14 protein-coding genes are annotated in these 16977 nt (G+C 66.4%); 5 read left to right on the forward strand and 9 right to left on the reverse strand.

Going from position 1 to position 16977, the window contains the following annotated elements; translation table 11 throughout:
* Nucleotides 1-47: 47 nt before the first annotated feature.
* Both JVX90_RS00625 and JVX90_RS00630 read right to left on the reverse strand, forming a co-directional pair.
* Nucleotides 48-1163 (reverse strand): acyl-CoA dehydrogenase family protein, encoded by a 1116-nt coding sequence (locus tag JVX90_RS00625; protein WP_205330580.1) that lies wholly within the window; start codon nucleotides 1161-1163, stop codon nucleotides 48-50.
* Between the two features lie 27 nt (nucleotides 1164-1190).
* Nucleotides 1191-2387 (reverse strand): acyl-CoA dehydrogenase family protein, encoded by a 1197-nt coding sequence (locus JVX90_RS00630; protein ID WP_205330581.1) that lies wholly within the window; start codon nucleotides 2385-2387, stop codon nucleotides 1191-1193.
* A 66-nt stretch (nucleotides 2388-2453) separates the two neighbouring features.
* Between JVX90_RS00630 and JVX90_RS00635 the strand changes: the two genes are divergently transcribed.
* Together JVX90_RS00635 and JVX90_RS00640 are read left to right on the forward strand one after the other, a co-directional pair.
* Nucleotides 2454-3860: an amidase gene (locus JVX90_RS00635; protein ID WP_205330582.1), complete on the forward strand. Its 1407-nt coding sequence runs from the start codon at nucleotides 2454-2456 to the stop codon at nucleotides 3858-3860.
* Nucleotides 3861-4192: 332 nt separating this feature from the next.
* Nucleotides 4193-5692, forward strand: coding sequence for an MFS transporter (locus JVX90_RS00640; RefSeq protein ID WP_205330583.1), 1500 nt, complete (start codon nucleotides 4193-4195; stop codon nucleotides 5690-5692).
* A gap of 77 nt (nucleotides 5693-5769) precedes the next feature.
* On the opposite strand, the gene JVX90_RS00645 is transcribed toward JVX90_RS00640, so the two are convergent.
* The 6 genes from JVX90_RS00645 to JVX90_RS00670 all read right to left on the reverse strand — a co-directional run bounded on the left by JVX90_RS00645 (nucleotide 5770) and on the right by JVX90_RS00670 (nucleotide 12050).
* Nucleotides 5770-7395, reverse strand: a complete 1626-nt coding sequence (locus JVX90_RS00645; RefSeq protein ID WP_205330584.1) for a cation acetate symporter — start codon at nucleotides 7393-7395, stop codon at nucleotides 5770-5772.
* On the reverse strand, nucleotides 7392-7757 hold the full coding sequence (locus JVX90_RS00650; RefSeq protein ID WP_205330585.1) for a DUF485 domain-containing protein: 366 nt from the start codon (nucleotides 7755-7757) through the stop codon (nucleotides 7392-7394). Before JVX90_RS00650 ends, JVX90_RS00645 begins: the two co-directional genes overlap by 4 nt.
* 130 nt (nucleotides 7758-7887) lie before the next feature.
* Nucleotides 7888-9615 carry a cation acetate symporter gene (locus tag JVX90_RS00655; RefSeq protein ID WP_205330586.1) on the reverse strand — a complete coding sequence of 576 codons (1728 nt, stop codon included), beginning with the start codon at nucleotides 9613-9615 and terminating at the stop codon, nucleotides 7888-7890.
* Complete coding sequence (locus JVX90_RS00660; protein ID WP_205330587.1) at nucleotides 9612-10028, reverse strand: hypothetical protein; 417 nt, start codon at nucleotides 10026-10028, stop codon at nucleotides 9612-9614. The genes JVX90_RS00655 and JVX90_RS00660 overlap by 4 nt, the downstream gene beginning before the upstream one ends.
* A 1-nt stretch (nucleotide 10029) precedes the next feature.
* Nucleotides 10030-10815, reverse strand: a complete 786-nt coding sequence (locus tag JVX90_RS00665; protein ID WP_205330588.1) for a LytTR family DNA-binding domain-containing protein — start codon at nucleotides 10813-10815, stop codon at nucleotides 10030-10032.
* Entirely contained in the window at nucleotides 10812-12050 is a 1239-nt protein-coding gene (locus tag JVX90_RS00670; protein ID WP_205330589.1) for a histidine kinase, read from the reverse strand. Before JVX90_RS00670 ends, JVX90_RS00665 begins: the two co-directional genes overlap by 4 nt.
* Nucleotides 12051-12187: 137 nt before the next feature.
* On the opposite strand from JVX90_RS00670, the gene phoA reads away from it, so the two are divergent.
* Nucleotides 12188-13675, forward strand: a complete 1488-nt coding sequence (gene phoA / locus JVX90_RS00675; protein ID WP_205330590.1) for an alkaline phosphatase — start codon at nucleotides 12188-12190, stop codon at nucleotides 13673-13675.
* Between the two features lie 91 nt (nucleotides 13676-13766).
* Here the strand turns inward: phoA and JVX90_RS00680 are convergent, their stop codons facing one another.
* Entirely contained in the window at nucleotides 13767-14039 is a 273-nt protein-coding gene (locus JVX90_RS00680; RefSeq protein ID WP_240193987.1) for an excalibur calcium-binding domain-containing protein, read from the reverse strand.
* Between the two features lie 241 nt (nucleotides 14040-14280).
* On the opposite strand from JVX90_RS00680, the gene groL reads away from it, so the two are divergent.
* Nucleotides 14281-15906 (forward strand): chaperonin GroEL, encoded by a 1626-nt coding sequence (groL, locus tag JVX90_RS00685; RefSeq protein WP_205330592.1) that lies wholly within the window; start codon nucleotides 14281-14283, stop codon nucleotides 15904-15906.
* A 223-nt stretch (nucleotides 15907-16129) separates the two neighbouring features.
* Nucleotides 16130-16966: an RIO1 family regulatory kinase/ATPase gene (locus tag JVX90_RS00690; protein ID WP_205330593.1), complete on the forward strand. Its 837-nt coding sequence runs from the start codon at nucleotides 16130-16132 to the stop codon at nucleotides 16964-16966.
* The last annotated feature ends 11 nt before the right edge of the window (nucleotides 16967-16977 follow it).

Consider the following 16977-nt stretch of genomic DNA (forward strand, 5'->3'; position numbering starts at 1 on the left):
TCAGGGCCGGATGGTCGCCGGATACGTGTCGGTACTACGAACGTCAGTCAGCCGACGGTCACCATGTCCCACTCGGACACCGAGCCGGAGAGTCGCGCCAGGTGCGAGTCGGCGTCGCCGAGAGTGTGCGAGATCGCGGTGAGACGGCTGACGTAGTGGCCGACCGGGTACTCGGCAGTCATGCCGATGCCACCGTGCATCTGGATGGCCTCCTGACCCACGTGCCGTCCACTGCGACAGATCTGCAGCTTGGCACGGGACGCGATGATCGGGTCGTAGTCGCCGTCGGCCAGGGCTGCCGTGAAGTACGTGCTCATGCTCTGCGCGAGCTCGTTCGACACGTACATGTCGGCGGCGCGATGCGTGAGCGCCTGGAACGTAGCGAGCGGGACGCCGAACTGCTTGCGCGTCTTCAGGTACTCGACCGTCAGCTGCAGGGCGCGTGTCATCGCTCCGACCGCCTCGGCGCACAGCGCAGACTGTGTCGCGACCTCGACGTCGGAGATCACCTGAGACGCGTCGCCGCTGCCCAGGCGTGTTCCGGTGGCACCGGTCAGCTCGACCTGCGCACCTCGTCGGCGGTCGTGTGTCCGGTACGCGCTGCGGGTCAGACCGTCGGCGTCCGCGGCGACGAGATACAGCCCGATCGTCCCGTCTGTCTCGCGAGCGGAGACGACGAAGGTGTCGGCCACGTCGCCGTGGTCGACGAGGGTTTTGGTCCCGGTCAGCTTCCCGCCGACGGCCGTCGTCTTGACCGCGGCGTGTGGCCACCGGTCGCCGGGCTCGGTGTGCGCGAACGCGAGCAGACGTTCGCCCGACGAGAGCCCGCCGATGATGTCAGCGCGGATTGCGTCGTCTGCGGTGCGGGCGACGAGCATGCCGGGCACGATCACCGATCCGAGCAGCGGCTCGGGTGCGAGACTCGCACCGAGCTCACCCATGACGACGGACAGTTCCTCCGGGCCTGCGCCCATGCCGCCGTCGTCTTCGCTGAAGACGAGACCGAGGATGCCGATCTCGGCGAGCGAGTTCCACAACTCGCGGCTCCACCCGAGGTCGGTGTCGGTGACGGATCGGAGGGTCTCCACATCGTAGGTGGAGGTCAGGACGTCGCGGACGGTGTCGCGCAACATCACCTGTTCTTCGGAGAGGTCGAATTCCATTTGTGTTCCCTGGTGAGTCTGGTGGGCCTAGAGGCCCAGCACGGCCTTGTCGATGATCTGGCGCTGCACTTCGGACGAGCCGCCGTAGATCGTGACCTTGCGGTAGTTGAGGTAGGTCGGAACCGTGAGCTGGGCCCACTCGGGAGACGCCACGTCGGCGGTCCCGTTGGCGTCCGCGGCGTCGACGCCCGCGACGGGCAGCGAATCCGGACCGGCGATGTCGGCGAGGAGTTCCATCGCCTCCTGCTGCAGTTCGGAGCCGCGCAGCTTCAGCAGCGACGACGCCGGGTTCTGCTTGCCGTTCGCCGAGCCCGCGACCACGCGGAGCTGTGTGATCTCGAGCGCAAGGAGCTGATTCTCCAGGTCGGCGAGGCGGGATGCGATCGCCGGATCGTCGAGCAGCGTCCCGTTCGGCGTGGTGATCTCGCTGGCGAGCTTCTTGGCGCGGGCGAGCTTCGTCTTCGTGTACCCGACACGGGCGATGCCGGACCGTTCGTTGCCGAGCAGGAACTTGGCGATCGTCCAACCCTGGTTCTCTTCGCCGACGAGATTCTCGACGGGCACGCGCACGTCACTGAAGAAGACCTCGTTGACCTCGTACCCGCCGTCGATCAGTTGGATCGGGCGCATCTCGATGCCGGGGGTGTCGAGGTCGATCAGCAGGAAGCTGATGCCGGCCTGCTTCTTCACGTCGGGATCGGTGCGGACCAGCATGAAGATCCACTTGGCGAACTGGCCGAGGGTGGTCCACGTCTTCTGGCCGTTGACGACGTAGTGGTCGCCGTCGCGGACGGCCCGGGTCTTCAGCGAGGCGAGGTCACTGCCCGCTTCGGGCTCGGAGAACCCCTGGCACCACCAGAGGTCGAGATTCCGGGTGATCGGGAGGAAGCGTTCCTTCTGCGCGTCGTTGCCGAACTGAGCGATCACCGGACCGACCATGCCCGCGTTGAACGGCAGGAGGTCGGGGACGAAGTTGAGCGCCATCTCCTCCCGCCAGATGTGATGCTGCACCGGCGTCCAGTCCTGGCCGCCCGCCTCCACCGGCCACGCGGGGACGGCGATGCCGCGCTTGTTCAGGATCTGCGTCGTGGTGACGATGTCGTCCGGGTAGATGGTCTTTCCTTCGGCGTTGCGCCGTCGGATGTCCTCGGGGATCTCGGTGGTGAAGAACTCCCGGAGCTCGGTCCGGAAGGCTTCTTCGGATGGGGTGAATCTCAGCTGCATGCTTCAATTCCTACCCTCCTGATGTGCATCGCGTCACGGGTGTCGGACGAAGTACGCTGCGTAACCATGAAACATGTGCATGCTTTCGCCGCTGACGCACTCGGCGACCTCGACGCGCTGGGCGTTGCGCAGCGGATCGCATCGGGTGAGGTCAGTGCCGCGGAAGTGCTCGACGCGACCCTCGCCCGACTGGACGTCGTGGAGCCGACGATCAACGCGCTTGTCGTCGACGACCGGGAGCGTGCACGGTCGCGGGCCGCGGGCACGTTCGACGGAGTCTTCGCGGGTGTGCCGTCGGCGATCAAGAACAACACGGCTTTCGCAGGGATCGCCACCCGGAACGGTTCGGCCGCGACACCGGATGTGAAGGCGACCGAGAACGAAGCGTTCTCCGATCAGTTCGTCGGAACCGGTCTCAACGTGATCGGAGCGTCGACCACTCCGGCCTACGGACTGACGGCGACTACCGAGTTCGTCGACCGGGAACCGACCCGCAACCCGTGGGACACCGATTTCTCGTCGGGGGCGTCGTCCGGCGGCGCAGCCGCACTCGTCGCCGCAGGAGTCCTGCCGATCGCGCACGGGAACGACGGCGGCGGCTCCATCCGCATCCCCGCGGCTGCGTGCGGTCTGGTCGGCCTGAAGCCGACGCGCGGGCGGACGGCGCCGTCGAAGATGGCGAAGGACCTGCCGATCGACCTGGTAAGCAACGGTGTCATCACGCGCAGTGTCCGGGACAGCGCGGCATTCCTCGCCGACGTCGAACGGCGGGCACCTGCAAAAGACCTGCCTCCGGTCGGCCGTGTAGAAGGGCCTGGCGACAAGCGACTACGGGTCGCACTGGTGAATGTGCCGATCACCGGGCATCTCCTCGATCCGGCAACCGATTCCGCGCTGAACGACACCGTCGAGTTGCTGGAGTCCCTCGGCCATTCGGTGACGACAGTCCCGCTGCCGGTCGACCGGTCGTTCGTCGACGACTTCGCCGACTACTGGGCCTTGATGGCGTTCGGCATCGACCGACTGGGAAAGTTCACAGTCGGCAAGGGCTTCGACAACTCGCAGATCGATCCGTTCACTCGTGGACTGTCGAACCGGTTCCTGCGCCGCTTCTACCGTCTCCCGTTCGCGATCCGCGGCCTGAACCGCGGGACCAAGGCGTTCATCGGACTGACGAGGGACTTCGACGTCGTCCTCTCACCAACCCTCGCTCACGTGACTCCGGAGATCGGCGTCCTCTCGCCGTCGGGCGACTTCGACGAGGTGTTCGACAAGCTCACCCGCTACGTGTCGTTCACACCCGCCAACAATGTCAGCGGAACACCAGCCGTCTCCCTGCCTCTCGGGCAGACTCCGGGCGGTCTGCCGATCGGCATCCACTTCTCCGCCGACATGGGTGCCGAGCGCACGCTCCTCGAGCTCTCGTACGAACTCGAAGCGGCTCGTCCGTTCGCACGGATTCAAGACGCCTGACGGACGAGGTGTTCCAGGCCGTCGCACCCGGGTCGGCGAACTAGTGGCCGGTGGCTGGACCCGGCGAACCCTGCTACTCATCAAGGACCCGGGGTGACCTGCAGTTTTCTAATAAGAAAAGCCTGGTCGCGAAGTGTGACTTCCCGTTGTGCGGGAATTTGTATGGTGTGACACACGGCGCAGGGAATGTGATGTGTCCGACACCCCCGGGTCGGTCTCCACGGCCCGGGAGTGTCTTCCACTCCCTCCGGGCCGTGGAGAGTCCACGATCAAGCGGCCTGAAGAGGTCGAGGTCGGCGGGCTCGAACGGCCGTCCTTGAAAGGACCTCACGATGGTCTCCACCACCCAACCCGGCACGGCGCCCGGCGCGACAGCGGGCGAGCGTTGGACGCCGCGGCTCGTCTTCTCGCTCCTGTCGATCGTCCTCGTCCTCGAGATGCTGGCGATCAGCTATCTGATGATCTCGATGGCGCAGCCGGAGATCAGCGCGCACTACGCGACCACGCAGGGCGCCTGGCTTCTCACCTCCTTCTTGCTGGTCGGCGCGATGACGGCTCCGCTCATCGGCAAGCTGGCCGACATGCACGGTAAGCGCAAGCTGCTGCTCGCGTGCATCGGGATCGCGGCCCTGGGCTCGTTTGTCTCCGCTGTCGCACCGAACTACGCGATCATGCTGCTCGGACGTGGAATGGCGGGACTGCTCATCCCGTGCCTGTTCCTCAGCTACTCGCTGATCCGCGACGTGTTCCCGCCCAAGACGGTGGCGCTCGCAGTGAGTATCGCGACCTCGGGAATGGGTCTCATCGCGATCCCGGCGCCGTTCATCGCAGGTTGGCTCATCGACGAGTACGGATTCCGCGGAGTCTTCTGGTTCATGGTCGTCGCCCTGGTTGTTCTCGGCGGGATGCTCTTCGTCAGTACCGACGAGTCGTCGGTCCGTCTGCGTGCACGCATGGACCTGGTCGGTGCAGCCCTTCTCGGCGCGGGCATCGCAGGCATCTTGATCGGTGTCAGCTTCGGCCCGACGTGGGGCTGGACCGCCGTCTCGACCCTGGCGTACCTGCTGGGCGGTATCGCGCTCGTCATCGCGTGGGGTGTGTCGGCCGTAGTGGTCAAGGAGCCGTTGATCGACCTCACGGTGCTCGGTCGTCGTTCCGTCGCATTCACCGCGATCGGTGCGGGCTGCGTCTACGGTGTCAGCGGCCTCTACTCGCTGCTGCTCCCGATGCTCGCGATGACTCCGGCGATCATGGGCCTGGGCTACGGTTTCGGCGTCGACGCCGAAGGCTTCGCGATCTTCCAGGCGCCGATCGGCGCGATGACCGTTGTCGGAGGCCTGATCGTCGGCATCTTCGTCGGACGCAATGTCGCGCCGCGACTCCTGCTCGCCTCCGGAGGCGTCATCGCGGCACTCGGATGCACGCTGACCGCGTTCTCCAATGACAGCAAGGGGCTGCTCATCGTGTTCGCCGGACTCGTCGGTCTCGGCATGGGTCTCGGCTACGCGTCGATTCCGAACCTCGTCATCGCGGCGGTGCCCCCGCAGCTTCAGGCGTCGACCGCCAGCATCATGGGCGTGTTCCAGAGCATCTTCCCGGCGATCCTGCCCGTCATCGCCTTCACCGTGATGAACAACTCGTACATCGCCCCGATCCCGGCGGAGATGACTGGCGGTTACATCTTCTACACCGCCGACGGTTTCAAGATCGCCTTCCTGATCGCTGCTGCCACGGGAGTCGCCTGCTTCATCGCAGCGCTGCTGCTGCCGAGCAGAATCGAGCAGCTTGTGCTGCCGACGGAGTCCGTCGAGACGGCACCGGTCGCGCACTGACCGCACGATCGACGACGAACCGCCCCGCAGATCATGCGGGGCGGTTCGTCGTCTAGACGGCACCGGTCACGCTCGGGTCAGTGCGCGACCGCTCCTTCGGCTCCGACTCCGGTGAGGGAGCGGACTTCCATTTCGGCGTTCTTCGCGGGCTTCCCGCGGTCCTTCGACGTCAGCGTGCCGACGATGCCGAGGATGAACGCGAGGGGGATCGACACGATGCCAGGATTCTCGAGCGGGAACCAATGGAAGTCGGTGCCCTTGATCATCGACTTCGCGGTGCCCGAGACGGCAGGCGAGAACACGATGAGAACGATGCACGAGATCAGGCCGCCGTACATGCTCCACAACGCGCCGCGAGTGTTGAAACGACGCCAGTACAGCGAGTAGACGATGGTCGGCAGGTTGGCCGACGCCGCGACCGCGAACGCCAAGGCGACGAGGAACGCGATGTTCTGACCATTTGCGAGAATGCCCAGGACGATGCTCAGAATGCCGAGCACCACCACGGTGATCCGCGAGACTCTCACCTGATCGGTCTCGGACGCCTGACCGCGCTTGATGACAGACGCGTAGATGTCGTGTGCGAACGACGCCGACGCCGTGATGGCAAGACCGGCGACGACGGCCAGGATGGTCGCGAACGCAACGGCCGAGATGATGCCCATCAAGACGGTCCCGCCGAGTTCGAGCGCGAGCAGCGGTGCCGCGGCGTTCTCGCCGCCCGCAGCGCCCAGGATCTTCTCCGGGCCGACGAGCGCAGCCGCGCCGTAGCCGAGGACCAGTGTGAACAGGTAGAACGCGCCGATCAGCGAGATCGCCCAGACGACCGAGCGTCGTGCTTCCTTGGCGGTGGGGACGGTGTAGAAGCGCATCAGAACGTGCGGCAGACCGGCGGTGCCGAGGACCAGGGCGAGACCGAGCGAGAGGAAGTTGATCTTCGACTCGGTGGAGCCGCCGTACTTGGCTCCGGGTGCGAGGACGTCACGCGTTGCGGTCTTCTCGTTGCCGGTGATCATGTTCTGCGCCTCGCCGAGGAGGCTGGACATGTTGAAGTCGAACTTGACCAGGACGATCGCGGTCATGATCGCAGCGCCTGCGATGAGCAGCACGGCCTTGATGATCTGCACCCACGTGGTGCCCTTCATGCCGCCGACCAGCACGTACACGATCATCAGCACGCCGACGACGGCGATGACGATGGACTGTCCGGTCTTGTCGTGAATGTTCAGCAGGAGCGCGACGAGGCCGCCCGCGCCCGCCATCTGCGCGAGCAGGTAGAACAGCGAGACGACAAGTGTCGAGATCGCGGCCGCCATCCGGACGGGACGTTCCTTGAGTCGGAAGCTGAGGACGTCGGCCATCGTGAATCGGCCCGTGTTGCGCAGAAGCTCGGCCACCAGCAGGAGCGCGACGAGCCATGCGACGAGGAATCCAATCGAGTACAGGAAGCCGTCGTATCCGTAGACGGCGATGGCGCCCGCGATACCTAGGAAGCTGGCCGCCGACAGGTAGTCGCCCGCGATGGCGACGCCGTTCTGAGGGCCGGAGAAGCCGCCGCCCGCGGTGAAGAACTCGGACGCGGAGGTGTTCTTGCGGCTGGCGCGAATCACCACGAACATGGTGACCGCGACGAACGCGATGAAGATCGAGATGTTGACGGCCGGATTGCCGACCGCCTCTGCGGCGGCGAGATGGGTGATCATCGGGTGGCCTCCGGAGTGTTGTAGCCGCCGTCGGCGAACTTCTGGCGGATCGCGTCCGCCTGCGGGTCGAGGTCGCGGTTCGCGAACCGCACGTACGCGAACGTGATGGCGAACGTGGTCACGAACTGGAGCAGGCCGAGGATGAGACCGACGTTGATGTTGCCCCACACCTTGGTGCCCATGAAGTCGGTGGCGAACGCACCGAGCAGGACGTATACGGCGTACCAGAGGAGAAAGAACGCCGACATCGGGAAGACGAAGCGCCGGAGTGAGCTGCGGAGTTTGTGGAACTCGGGGCTGGCCTCGGCTACGAGGAACTCGTCTGATGACGGTTCGAGCCTGGCGGGAGGCTGGTCGGACACTGTGGACTCCTTAGTCGCGAACGGGGAAGCTCTTGACTAGAAGCGTGCGATGAGAGATCAGTCACAGGATGTCGGAATCGTGACGTGGTCCGCTCCGTGCGGTGAGCGGTACGTCGACGCCGACGAACGGTCATCCTCCCGGAGTGCGTTCCACACCGAGACCGAGACGCTCGGGGACGTGCATCGCGGCGAAGATCGCCGCCACGCGCGGCGGGACCGTGTCGCGAGTCGCGAGGCTGACGCCGACCATCGTGGCGAACGTCAGGGGCACGGTGATGGCGGCGGGGTAGTCGGTGAGGACTCGAGGCCAACCACCGAGGACGTCGTCCGAGACGAGTTCGCCGACCACCACGATCACCGAGGTCAAGGATGTGAGCCCGCCGACGACAAGACCGGCGACCGCTCCGGCGGCAGTGAGGCCGCGCCACCAGATGCCGAGCAACAGCAGCGGGCAGAACGTTGCTGCCGAAACGGCGAACACCAGGCCGACCGACCTCGACAGTTCGAGTGAGCCCGCACCGAGAGCGAGGCCGATGGGGACGAGACCGCCGATGACCGCGGAGATCCGGAAGCTGCGAACACCGGCGGGCAGCAGGTCGGTGGACATGACGCCGGCGATGCTGACCAGCAGACCCGACGACGTCGCCAGGAACGCGGCGACCGCTCCTGCCGCCACGAGTGCGGCGAGCAGCCGACCCCACACCCCGGACAGTGCCGCCTCGGGTAGGAGAAGTACGGCGGCGTCGGCGGTTCCCGTCGACAACACCTGCGGGGTCCAGATGCGTGCGAGTGCGCCGAGCACGGTCGGGAACAGGTAGAACACCGACAGCGCACCGATGACGTTGAGCGCGGTACGACGTGCGGCCCGTCCGTCCGGGTTGGTGTAGAAGCGGACCAGAACGTGGGGGAGCCCGACGGCGCCGAGGAACGTCGCGACGATCAGCGACAGCACTTGGTACAGCGGGTGTCCGCCGCCGAGCCCACCGCCCGACGCGGCCCACGCCGCACCGGTCTGCGGTGCGGACGACACGATCGGTGTCGCGGCTCCGGGAGCAAGTCGGATCGTCGCGCCCTCCTCGACACGGATGGTGCCGGCCGGCGGGGCCTGATCGTGGACGTCGGTGCCGTCGACCACCCCGTCGATCCTCACTCCGGACGGGTCGGAGACCGTCACGTCGACCGTCCGTCCGACGTCGACCGTCGTCGCGGTGTGGACCCGCGGCGGCAGGGGATCTCCGAGGGCCTCTGGGCCGTTCGCGAACAGCATGCCGAGGGCGAGTGCGGGGACGGCGACCGCCGTCAGCTTGAGCCAGTACGCGGCGGCCTGTGCGAACGTCACCGACCGCATGCCGCCGCCGACGACGTTGACGATCACCAGCGCGCCGATCACGACGACCCCGATCCACGGCGGCAGCCCCAGCAGGATGTCGAGGGTGAGGCCCGCACCCTGCAGCTGCGGGACGAGGTAGAGCATGCAGATCGCGACGACGACGATCATCGCGACCCGGCGTACACGTGGTGAAGCGAGTCGGAACTCGGCGAAGTCGGGGACCGTGTATGCGCCGGATCTGCGCAGCGGTGCCGACACGAACAGGAGCAGGGCCAGATAGCCCGCGGTGAAACCGATCGGATACCAGAGCGCGTCGGCGCCGTACTTGGCGACGAGGCCCGCGACTCCGAGGAACGACGCCGCCGACAGGTACTCACCCGCGACCGCCGCAGCGTTCCAGCCGGGGCCGATGCTGCGGGAGGCCACCAGGAAGTCGGACGTCGACCGCGCCCCTCGGCCCGCGTAGGCGCCGGCCGCCAGCGTGCCCGCCGCCGCGATCAGCACCGCGGCGAGAGTCCACCCAGTCACCGTTCCGCGCCTTCCTCTGCTCCTCGAAAGGTCGGCACGTCCTCTGCGGGGCCGTCGTCGGTGAGTAGCAGGAAGTCGCGTTCGGCCTGTTCCGCGAGACGCAGGTACAACCGTCCCGCGATGTAGAGGACGGGATACGGTGCGACACCGAGGATCAGCCAGTTGAGCCGGATTCCGAAGACGGTCGCCGTCGCGAACGGTTCAACGGTGGCGCCGAGGATCGGGATGGCGACGAACAGCAGAGTGACGGCCACCCCGAGACGCACAGCGAGCGCGAGCTGTGCGCGGACCAGACCCCGCACGAGGTGCTCGCCGACGCCGCTCTGCTCTGCCACTTGGACGCGAGTGCGGACCATTCGTGCGCCGCGTCGCTGGGACAGGACAACACGTTCGCGGGGCGGGACGTCTGGCACGTCAGCCCCCGGTGTCGCCGCGGATCGTGCGCATCGGGTCGCGGACCAGGCGGTCCTTCAGCTCACGGACCTGGCGGCGGCTGACAGGCAGTTCGACGGCCGCGGACCGACCGTTCGCCTGCACTCGGACCATCGTGGTGGCTCCCGCCGACCTCAGTCCGACGACCATCGGCAGGTTGACGAGATAGCTGCGATGGACACGGGCGAACCCGGCCGGCTGCCACCGGGTTTCAAGGGTGGACAGGGTGACCCGGACGAGGTGCGCTCCGGTGTCGGTGTGGAGGCGGGCGTAGTCGCCGACGGCCTCCACCCACGAGATCGAGTCGCGTCGCACCAGCGAGGTGACTCCGCCCGACTCGACGGGTATCACGTCGTCTGGCTCCGCGACCTCGGGTCCGGCCGGTTCGTCGTGGCGGGCGGTCACGTGCGCGACGACACGGTCGACGGCCTGGGCCAGGCGAGCGTCGCGCAATGGTTTCAGGACATAGTCGAGGGCGCCGATCTCGAAGGCGTCGACGGCGCGGTCGTCGTGCGCGGTGACGAAGACGACCGGTGGAGGCGACGCGTAGTTGGCGAGCACACCGGCGAGTTCCATGCCGGACAGCCCGGGCATCGAGATGTCGAGGAAGACGCCGTCGACGGTGTGGTCGGTGAGCTCCCGGAGCGCGCTCGTCGCGTCGGAGGCGGTGATCACCTGGCCGACGGCGTCGTGCCTGTTGAGGAGATAGGCGAGTTCGTCGAGGGCGGGGGCCTCGTCGTCGACGGCGAGGACTGTCAGACCGGTCATCGGTGGTGGGCCTCTCTCCCGTCTGTCGCCGGGTCGGCTCGGATGCCGGACGCGAACTTCGGGATCCGCATGCTGACCTTGGTGCCTGCGCCGACGGCTGTGTCGACCACTAGACCGTAGTCGTTGCCGAACGCCGACCGGAGACGTTGGTCGACATTGGTGAGTCCGACGTGCGCGCCGTCGGACTCTTTCGGCCCTGCCGGGTCGAGGGCGTCGATCGCCCCGGTCCGCAGCAGCTCGGGGTCCATTCCGACGCCGTCGTCTTCGATCGACAGGAGGCAGTCGGGGCCGGTGTTGCGAGCGATGATGCTGATGGTGCCGGTCTTGCGGCCTGCCAGGCCGTGGCGGACAGCGTTCTCCACGAGCGGCTGCAGGGCGAGGAACGGCACGACGACACCGAGTACTTCGGGCGCCACTTGGAGTTTCACCGTCAGACCGGGCCCGAATCGTGCACGTTCAAGGGTGAGGTATCGGTCGATGTTGCGGAGTTCGTCGGCGAGCGCCGTGTACTCGCCCGCCGCGCGGAACGAGTACCGGGTGAAGTCGGCGAAATCGAGGATCAGTTCGCGTGCACGATCGGGGTCGGTGCGGACGAACGAGGCGATCGTGTTGAGGGCGTTGTAGATGAAGTGCGGGCTGATCTGCGCGCGGAGTGCGAGAACTTCGGCGCGGTCGAGGCGGGCGCGGGACGCGTCGAGTTCTGCGAGTTGCAGCTGGCTGGCGGCATACCGCGCCACCTCGGTGATCGCACCGATCCGGCCTGGTCCGGGTTCGTCCGACGACGCCACCACCAGGACACCCGCACTTATGTCGTCAGTGAGCAGCGGAGCGGCCAGAAGATGTCGGGCGAGGGCCGAAGCACCTCCGGGGCCCGGAGCCGCCATCGGGCGCTGATCCCGCAGTGCAGCGGCCGCGAGTTTCGCCGCAGACGCGAGGACGGGCGACGTCCAGAGGCCCGCCTCGCCGTCGCTCGCGAGGAGCTCGGCGTCCGGACCGTACAGTGCGACGCCGTCGGCCGAGGTCAGCGCCAGAAGTGGTCCGACTGCCTCAGTCGCGGACTGCTCGGTGAGTCCGTCGCGCAGCGGACGCGCCGCCAGTGCCGCGGTCTGCAGGGTGTCGTAGACGGCCCGCTCGTGCGGAGTCACGACCACGCGTCGGGTCCGCAGTGCGATGACGATCAGCAGCGCCGCCAACACGGTCCCCAAGATCACGATGGTGATCAGTTCGCCCGACATGCTCCGACCCTAGCGAGCCGGAGTTCGCGGTGTTGAAGCGCTGAGAAAGTACGGCCGACTCGGGCGATCACTGTCCGTACGTCATCTGTTCAACCGACCGGTTCCGTCAGTTCATATTCAACTGTTGCCATACGTTCATGGCTCAGAAACACGGCAAGAAGAAGGTGCGCGCGATCAGCGCACTCGGCGCGGTGGCGATCCTCGGTGTCACCGGCGTCCTCGGCGCCTGCTCATCCGACGACGCAGTCGGCAATGACGGCGACAAGGTCGCCGGCGTCGACATCCAGCGAGCGGCGACGGGCGACATCACGAAGAACGGCGGCGCGCGTCGTCTGTCCGAGGATCAGACGCAGATGATCGCGGACTCGATTCAGAAGTCGGGCGCGAAGAACGTCATCCTCGTGATCGGCGACGGCACCGCGAACCAGGAGTACACGCTGGCCCGCGACTACGAGTACGGCGCGGCCGGGCAGCTTCCCGGCATCGATCAGCTCCCGTTCAGCGGCGACTACACGACGTACTCGCTGAACAAGGATTCGCACAAGCCCAGCTACGTCACCGACTCTGCGGCGTCGGGGTCGGCGTGGTCGACCGGCACCAAGACGTACAACGGCGGCATCAGCGTCGACGTGAACGGAAAGGCTCAGCGTTCGATCCTCGAGATCGCCAAGGCCAACGGACTCAAGACCGGTGACGTGACCACGACCGAACTTCAGGACGCCACCCCGGCCGTCCAGGTGTCGCACGTATCGCAGCGCAAGTGCTACGGCCCGAAGGCCACCCTGGAGAAGTGCCCGGAGAACGCCCTGGAGAACGGCGGCCTCGGATCGATCACGGAGCAACTGCTCGCCACCCGCCCCGACGTCACCCTCGGTGGCGGCTGGGAGACCTTCAACGAAGCCGCGACGGCTGGCGAATACAAGGGCAAGACCCTCGACGTCCAGGCCAAGGAGCGCGGCTACCAGGTGGTCCGCAGCGCGGACGAACTCGCCGGCGTCAAGGCCGCCGACCAGGACAAGCCGCTGCTCGGCGTTTTCGCCGACGGCAACCTGCCCCGCATGTGGTCCAAGGCCACTGCCGTCAAGGACGGCAACAAGCAGCCCGCCGTCAAGTGCACACCGAACGCGGAGTTCACATCGACCGTCCCGAAGCTCGGAGCGATGACGACTAAGGCGATCGACCTCCTCAAGGGGGACAAGGGGTTCTTCTTGCAGGTCGAGTCGGGCTCAGTCGACAAGGCCAACCACGACGCCGACCCGTGCGGTCAGATCGGTGAGACCGTTCAGCTCGCCGACGCGGTGAAGGCCGCCCTCGACTTCGCGAAGGAGAGCAAGGACACGCTCGTCATCGTCACCGGCGACCACGCGCATTCGAGCCAGATCGCCGAGACCGACGCGGAGCTCCCGATGCCGGGTCTCACCCGCAACCTGACGACAAAGGACGGCGAGACCATCACCGTCAGCTACGGCACGTCGCTCGAAGCCGGTGAAGAGCAGCACACCGGCGGCCAGGTGCGCATCGCGGCTTACGGCCCGGGCGCCGTGAACGTCACCGGACTCAGCGACCAGACGGATCCGTTCTTCTACATCACCGACCAACTCGGCTTGGACCGCGACAAGAAGTAGCGTCGGCCGCGAAAACTACACGCCACAGCGCGAACGTCGTCCTATGTGGAGGCGTACGCGCTGTGGCGTGCACATTTCGCGAGGAGGTCCGCTACTTCTTCTCGCAGGCGACGCCGTCCTTGTCCCGATCCAGGTGAGTGTTCTTCGAGTAGACGGCCCGATTGACTGCGTAACCGCGGGCGGGCTTGCTCTTGCCCTTGACCAGGTCTCGACCGCCGGGACGGGCGACGCCGTGTCGGAAGTCCTTGTTGAGTGCGGAGCAGTTGGCGTAGCGCTTGGCGGGAGCGGCGTCGGCGTCTGGGTGCGGGGCGACGGCGACGACGGTCAGTGCGATGGCTGCGGCTGTGCAGATTCTGGTGATCACCGCCGAACAGTATGCGGCCGCGAACAGTGTCGGAAAGTCCCAGAACGGGTACCCACAGGTCATCAGATCGACCTTGCACTCTCCATGTGCGAGTGCTAAAACGGAGATTGGCACTCGCGGCATGTGAGTGCCAGGTCGGAACGATGAGATCGGTTCACAAGACACCCCGATCGTCCGTCGCGGGCATCGAGTCCGGCACTACAGAACTTAGTGTCACCCCCCACCGGAGGATCACTTACCAATGGCAAAGCAGATTGCTTTCGACGAAGAGGCCCGTCGCGGACTCGAGCGCGGCCTGAACAGCCTCGCCGACGCCGTCAAGGTCACCCTCGGCCCCAAGGGCCGCAACGTCGTCCTGGAGAAGAAGTGGGGCGCCCCCACGATCACCAACGATGGTGTTTCCATCGCCAAGGAGATCGAGCTCGAGGACCCGTACGAGAAGATCGGCGCAGAGCTGGTCAAGGAAGTCGCCAAGAAGACTGACGACGTCGCGGGCGACGGCACCACCACCGCCACCGTGCTCGCTCAGGCACTGGTCCGCGAAGGTCTGCGCAACGTTGCAGCCGGCGCGAACCCGATGGTCCTCAAGCGCGGCATCGAGAAGGCCGTCGAGGCCGTCACCGCATCGCTGCTCGCTTCCGCCAAGGAGGTCGAGACCAAGGAGCAGATCGCTGCGACCGCAGGCATCTCGGCAGGCGACCAGAGCATCGGCGATCTGATCGCCGAGGCCATGGACAAGGTCGGCAACGAGGGTGTCATCACCGTCGAGGAGTCGAACACCTTCGGCCTGCAGCTCGAGCTCACCGAGGGCATGCGCTTCGACAAGGGCTACATCTCCGGCTACTTCGTCACCGACGCAGACCGCCAGGAAGCTGTTCTCGAAGACCCGTACATCCTGCTCGTCTCGGGCAAGATCGGCACCATCAAGGACCTGCTCCCGCTGCTGGAGAAGGTCATCCAGGCCGGCAAGCCGCTGCTGATCATCGCCGAGGACATCGAGGGCGAAGCTCTCTCGACCCTCGTCGTGAACAAGCTCAAGGGCACCTTCAAGTCCGTCGCCGTCAAGGCTCCGGGCTTCGGCGACCGCCGCAAGGCCATGCTCGCCGACATCGCCATCCTCACCGGTGGCGAGGTCATCAGCGAAGAGGTCGGCCTCTCGCTGGAGACCGCGGGCCTCGAACTGCTCGGCACCGCCCGCAAGGTTGTTGTCAGCAAGGACGAGACCACCATCGTCGACGGTGCAGGTGACGCGGAGGCCATCGCAGGCCGTGTCGCGCAGATCCGCTCGGAGATCGAGAAGAGCGACAGCGACTACGATCGCGAGAAGCTGCAGGAGCGCCTGGCCAAGCTCGCCGGCGGCGTTGCAGTCATCAAGGCCGGCGCTGCCACCGAGGTGGAGCTCAAGGAGCGCAAGCACCGCATCGAAGACGCTGTGCGCAACGCCAAGGCCGCCGTCGAAGAGGGCATCGTCGCCGGTGGTGGCGCTGCACTCCTGCAGTCCGAGTCCGCGATCGACGGCCTGTCGCTGGAAGGCGATGAGGCAACCGGTGCGAGCATCGTCAAGGTCGCACTCGCGGCTCCGGCTCGCCAGATCGCGATCAACGCAGGCCTCGAGCCCGGCGTCGTCGCCGACAAGGTCCGCAACTCGCCGATCGGCACGGGCCTCAACGCCTCGACCAACGAGTACGAGGACCTGCTCGCCGCAGGCATCAACGACCCGGTGAAGGTCACCCGCTCGGCTCTGCAGAACGCAGCGTCGATCGCGGCTCTGTTCCTCACCACCGAGGCCGTCATCGCCGACAAGCCCGAGAAGAACGCCATGCCGGCAATGCCGGGCGGCGACGAGATGGGCGGCATGGGCTTCTGATCTCCTGATCAGAAAGTTCACTGCAGAACTCACCGAAGGCCGGTCACCCCGAAACGGGTGGCCGGCCTTCGGCGTTAATTCAGTTGCTCCGGCCCGCGCTGGGCGGCACCATCTCTGGTGTCGGACGAGCAACACGGCTCGCTCCAGAAGAAGGGAAGTGACATGCATATGACTGCCGTCGGCGCTACCTCGAACCGCCACATCACTTCTCCCTGGAGCCACCATGACTTCGTCCGACGAGGCGTCCACCGACGCTGACCTCTACACCTTCGACTACCGCCCGATCGGCGATCCGGGCGACCACCAGCGGTTCACCCGATACTGGGACGTCGAACCATTGCAACGCGGCCCGCAGCCCGTCCCAGACTGGCTCGTCACCGATCGTGCCGCCGTCGAAACCGACCTCGGCGTCCTCAAGACAGGCAAGGAAGCCGACGTCCACCTCCTCGAACGCTCGGTTGCCGAATCGAGTTGTGTTCTCGCGGCCAAGCGGTACCGAGACGACGACCATCGCTCGTTCCGCCGCACCACGAGCTACACCGAAGGGCGTCGAGTCCGCGACTCTCGGGTGACGCGTGCACTGGCGAAGAAGTCGTCGTTCGGCCGCGAGATGGCCGCAGGGCAATGGGCGCAGGCCGAGTGGGAGTCGCTGCAACGCTGCTGGACGGCCGGTGTGCCCGTGCCGTATCCGGTCCAGATCGACGGCACCGAGATCCTGATGGAACTCGTCACCGTCGACGGGAATCCAGCGCCTCGGCTGGCTGCCGCACGTCCCGATCGAGATCTCCTCGCGGACTGGTTCGACCAGCTCAGGGCCGCGATGACAGCCATGGCTGGAGAAGGTTTCGTCCATGGTGATCTGTCGCCGTACAACGTCCTCGCGGCGGCCGACCGGCTCGTGATCATCGATCTCCCGCAGATGATCGACCTCATCGCCAACCCGAACGGCTCCGACTACCTGCTGCGCGACTGCGTCAACATGTGCGGCTGGTTCGTCCGACGCGGCTTGAACGTCGACCCGCAGGAACTGTTCGGTGAGGTGATCGCAGCGGCGTGGTGACGTCAGGGCCC

Source organism: Gordonia sp. PDNC005, from assembly GCF_016919385.1.
Classification (GTDB): domain Bacteria; phylum Actinomycetota; class Actinomycetes; order Mycobacteriales; family Mycobacteriaceae; genus Gordonia.

Bases quoted from the DNA above. Each gene is read 5' to 3' on its own strand.
- JVX90_RS00670 (WP_205330589.1), bottom strand. From the start codon at position 12,050: ATGTCGGGCGAACTGATCACCATCGTGATCTTGGGGACCGTGTTGGCG.
- JVX90_RS00665 (WP_205330588.1), bottom strand. From the start codon at position 10,815: ATGACCGGTCTGACAGTCCTCGCCGTCGACGACGAGGCCCCCGCCCTC.
- JVX90_RS00645 (WP_205330584.1), bottom strand. From the start codon at position 7,395: ATGATCACCCATCTCGCCGCCGCAGAGGCGGTCGGCAATCCGGCCGTC.
- groL (WP_205330592.1), top strand. From the start codon at position 14,281: ATGGCAAAGCAGATTGCTTTCGACGAAGAGGCCCGTCGCGGACTCGAG.
- JVX90_RS00690 (WP_205330593.1), top strand. From the start codon at position 16,130: ATGACTTCGTCCGACGAGGCGTCCACCGACGCTGACCTCTACACCTTC.
- JVX90_RS00640 (WP_205330583.1), top strand. From the start codon at position 4,193: ATGGTCTCCACCACCCAACCCGGCACGGCGCCCGGCGCGACAGCGGGC.
- JVX90_RS00625 (WP_205330580.1), bottom strand. From the start codon at position 1,163: ATGGAATTCGACCTCTCCGAAGAACAGGTGATGTTGCGCGACACCGTC.
- JVX90_RS00635 (WP_205330582.1), top strand. From the start codon at position 2,454: ATGAAACATGTGCATGCTTTCGCCGCTGACGCACTCGGCGACCTCGAC.
- JVX90_RS00630 (WP_205330581.1), bottom strand. From the start codon at position 2,387: ATGCAGCTGAGATTCACCCCATCCGAAGAAGCCTTCCGGACCGAGCTC.
- phoA (WP_205330590.1), top strand. From the start codon at position 12,188: ATGGCTCAGAAACACGGCAAGAAGAAGGTGCGCGCGATCAGCGCACTC.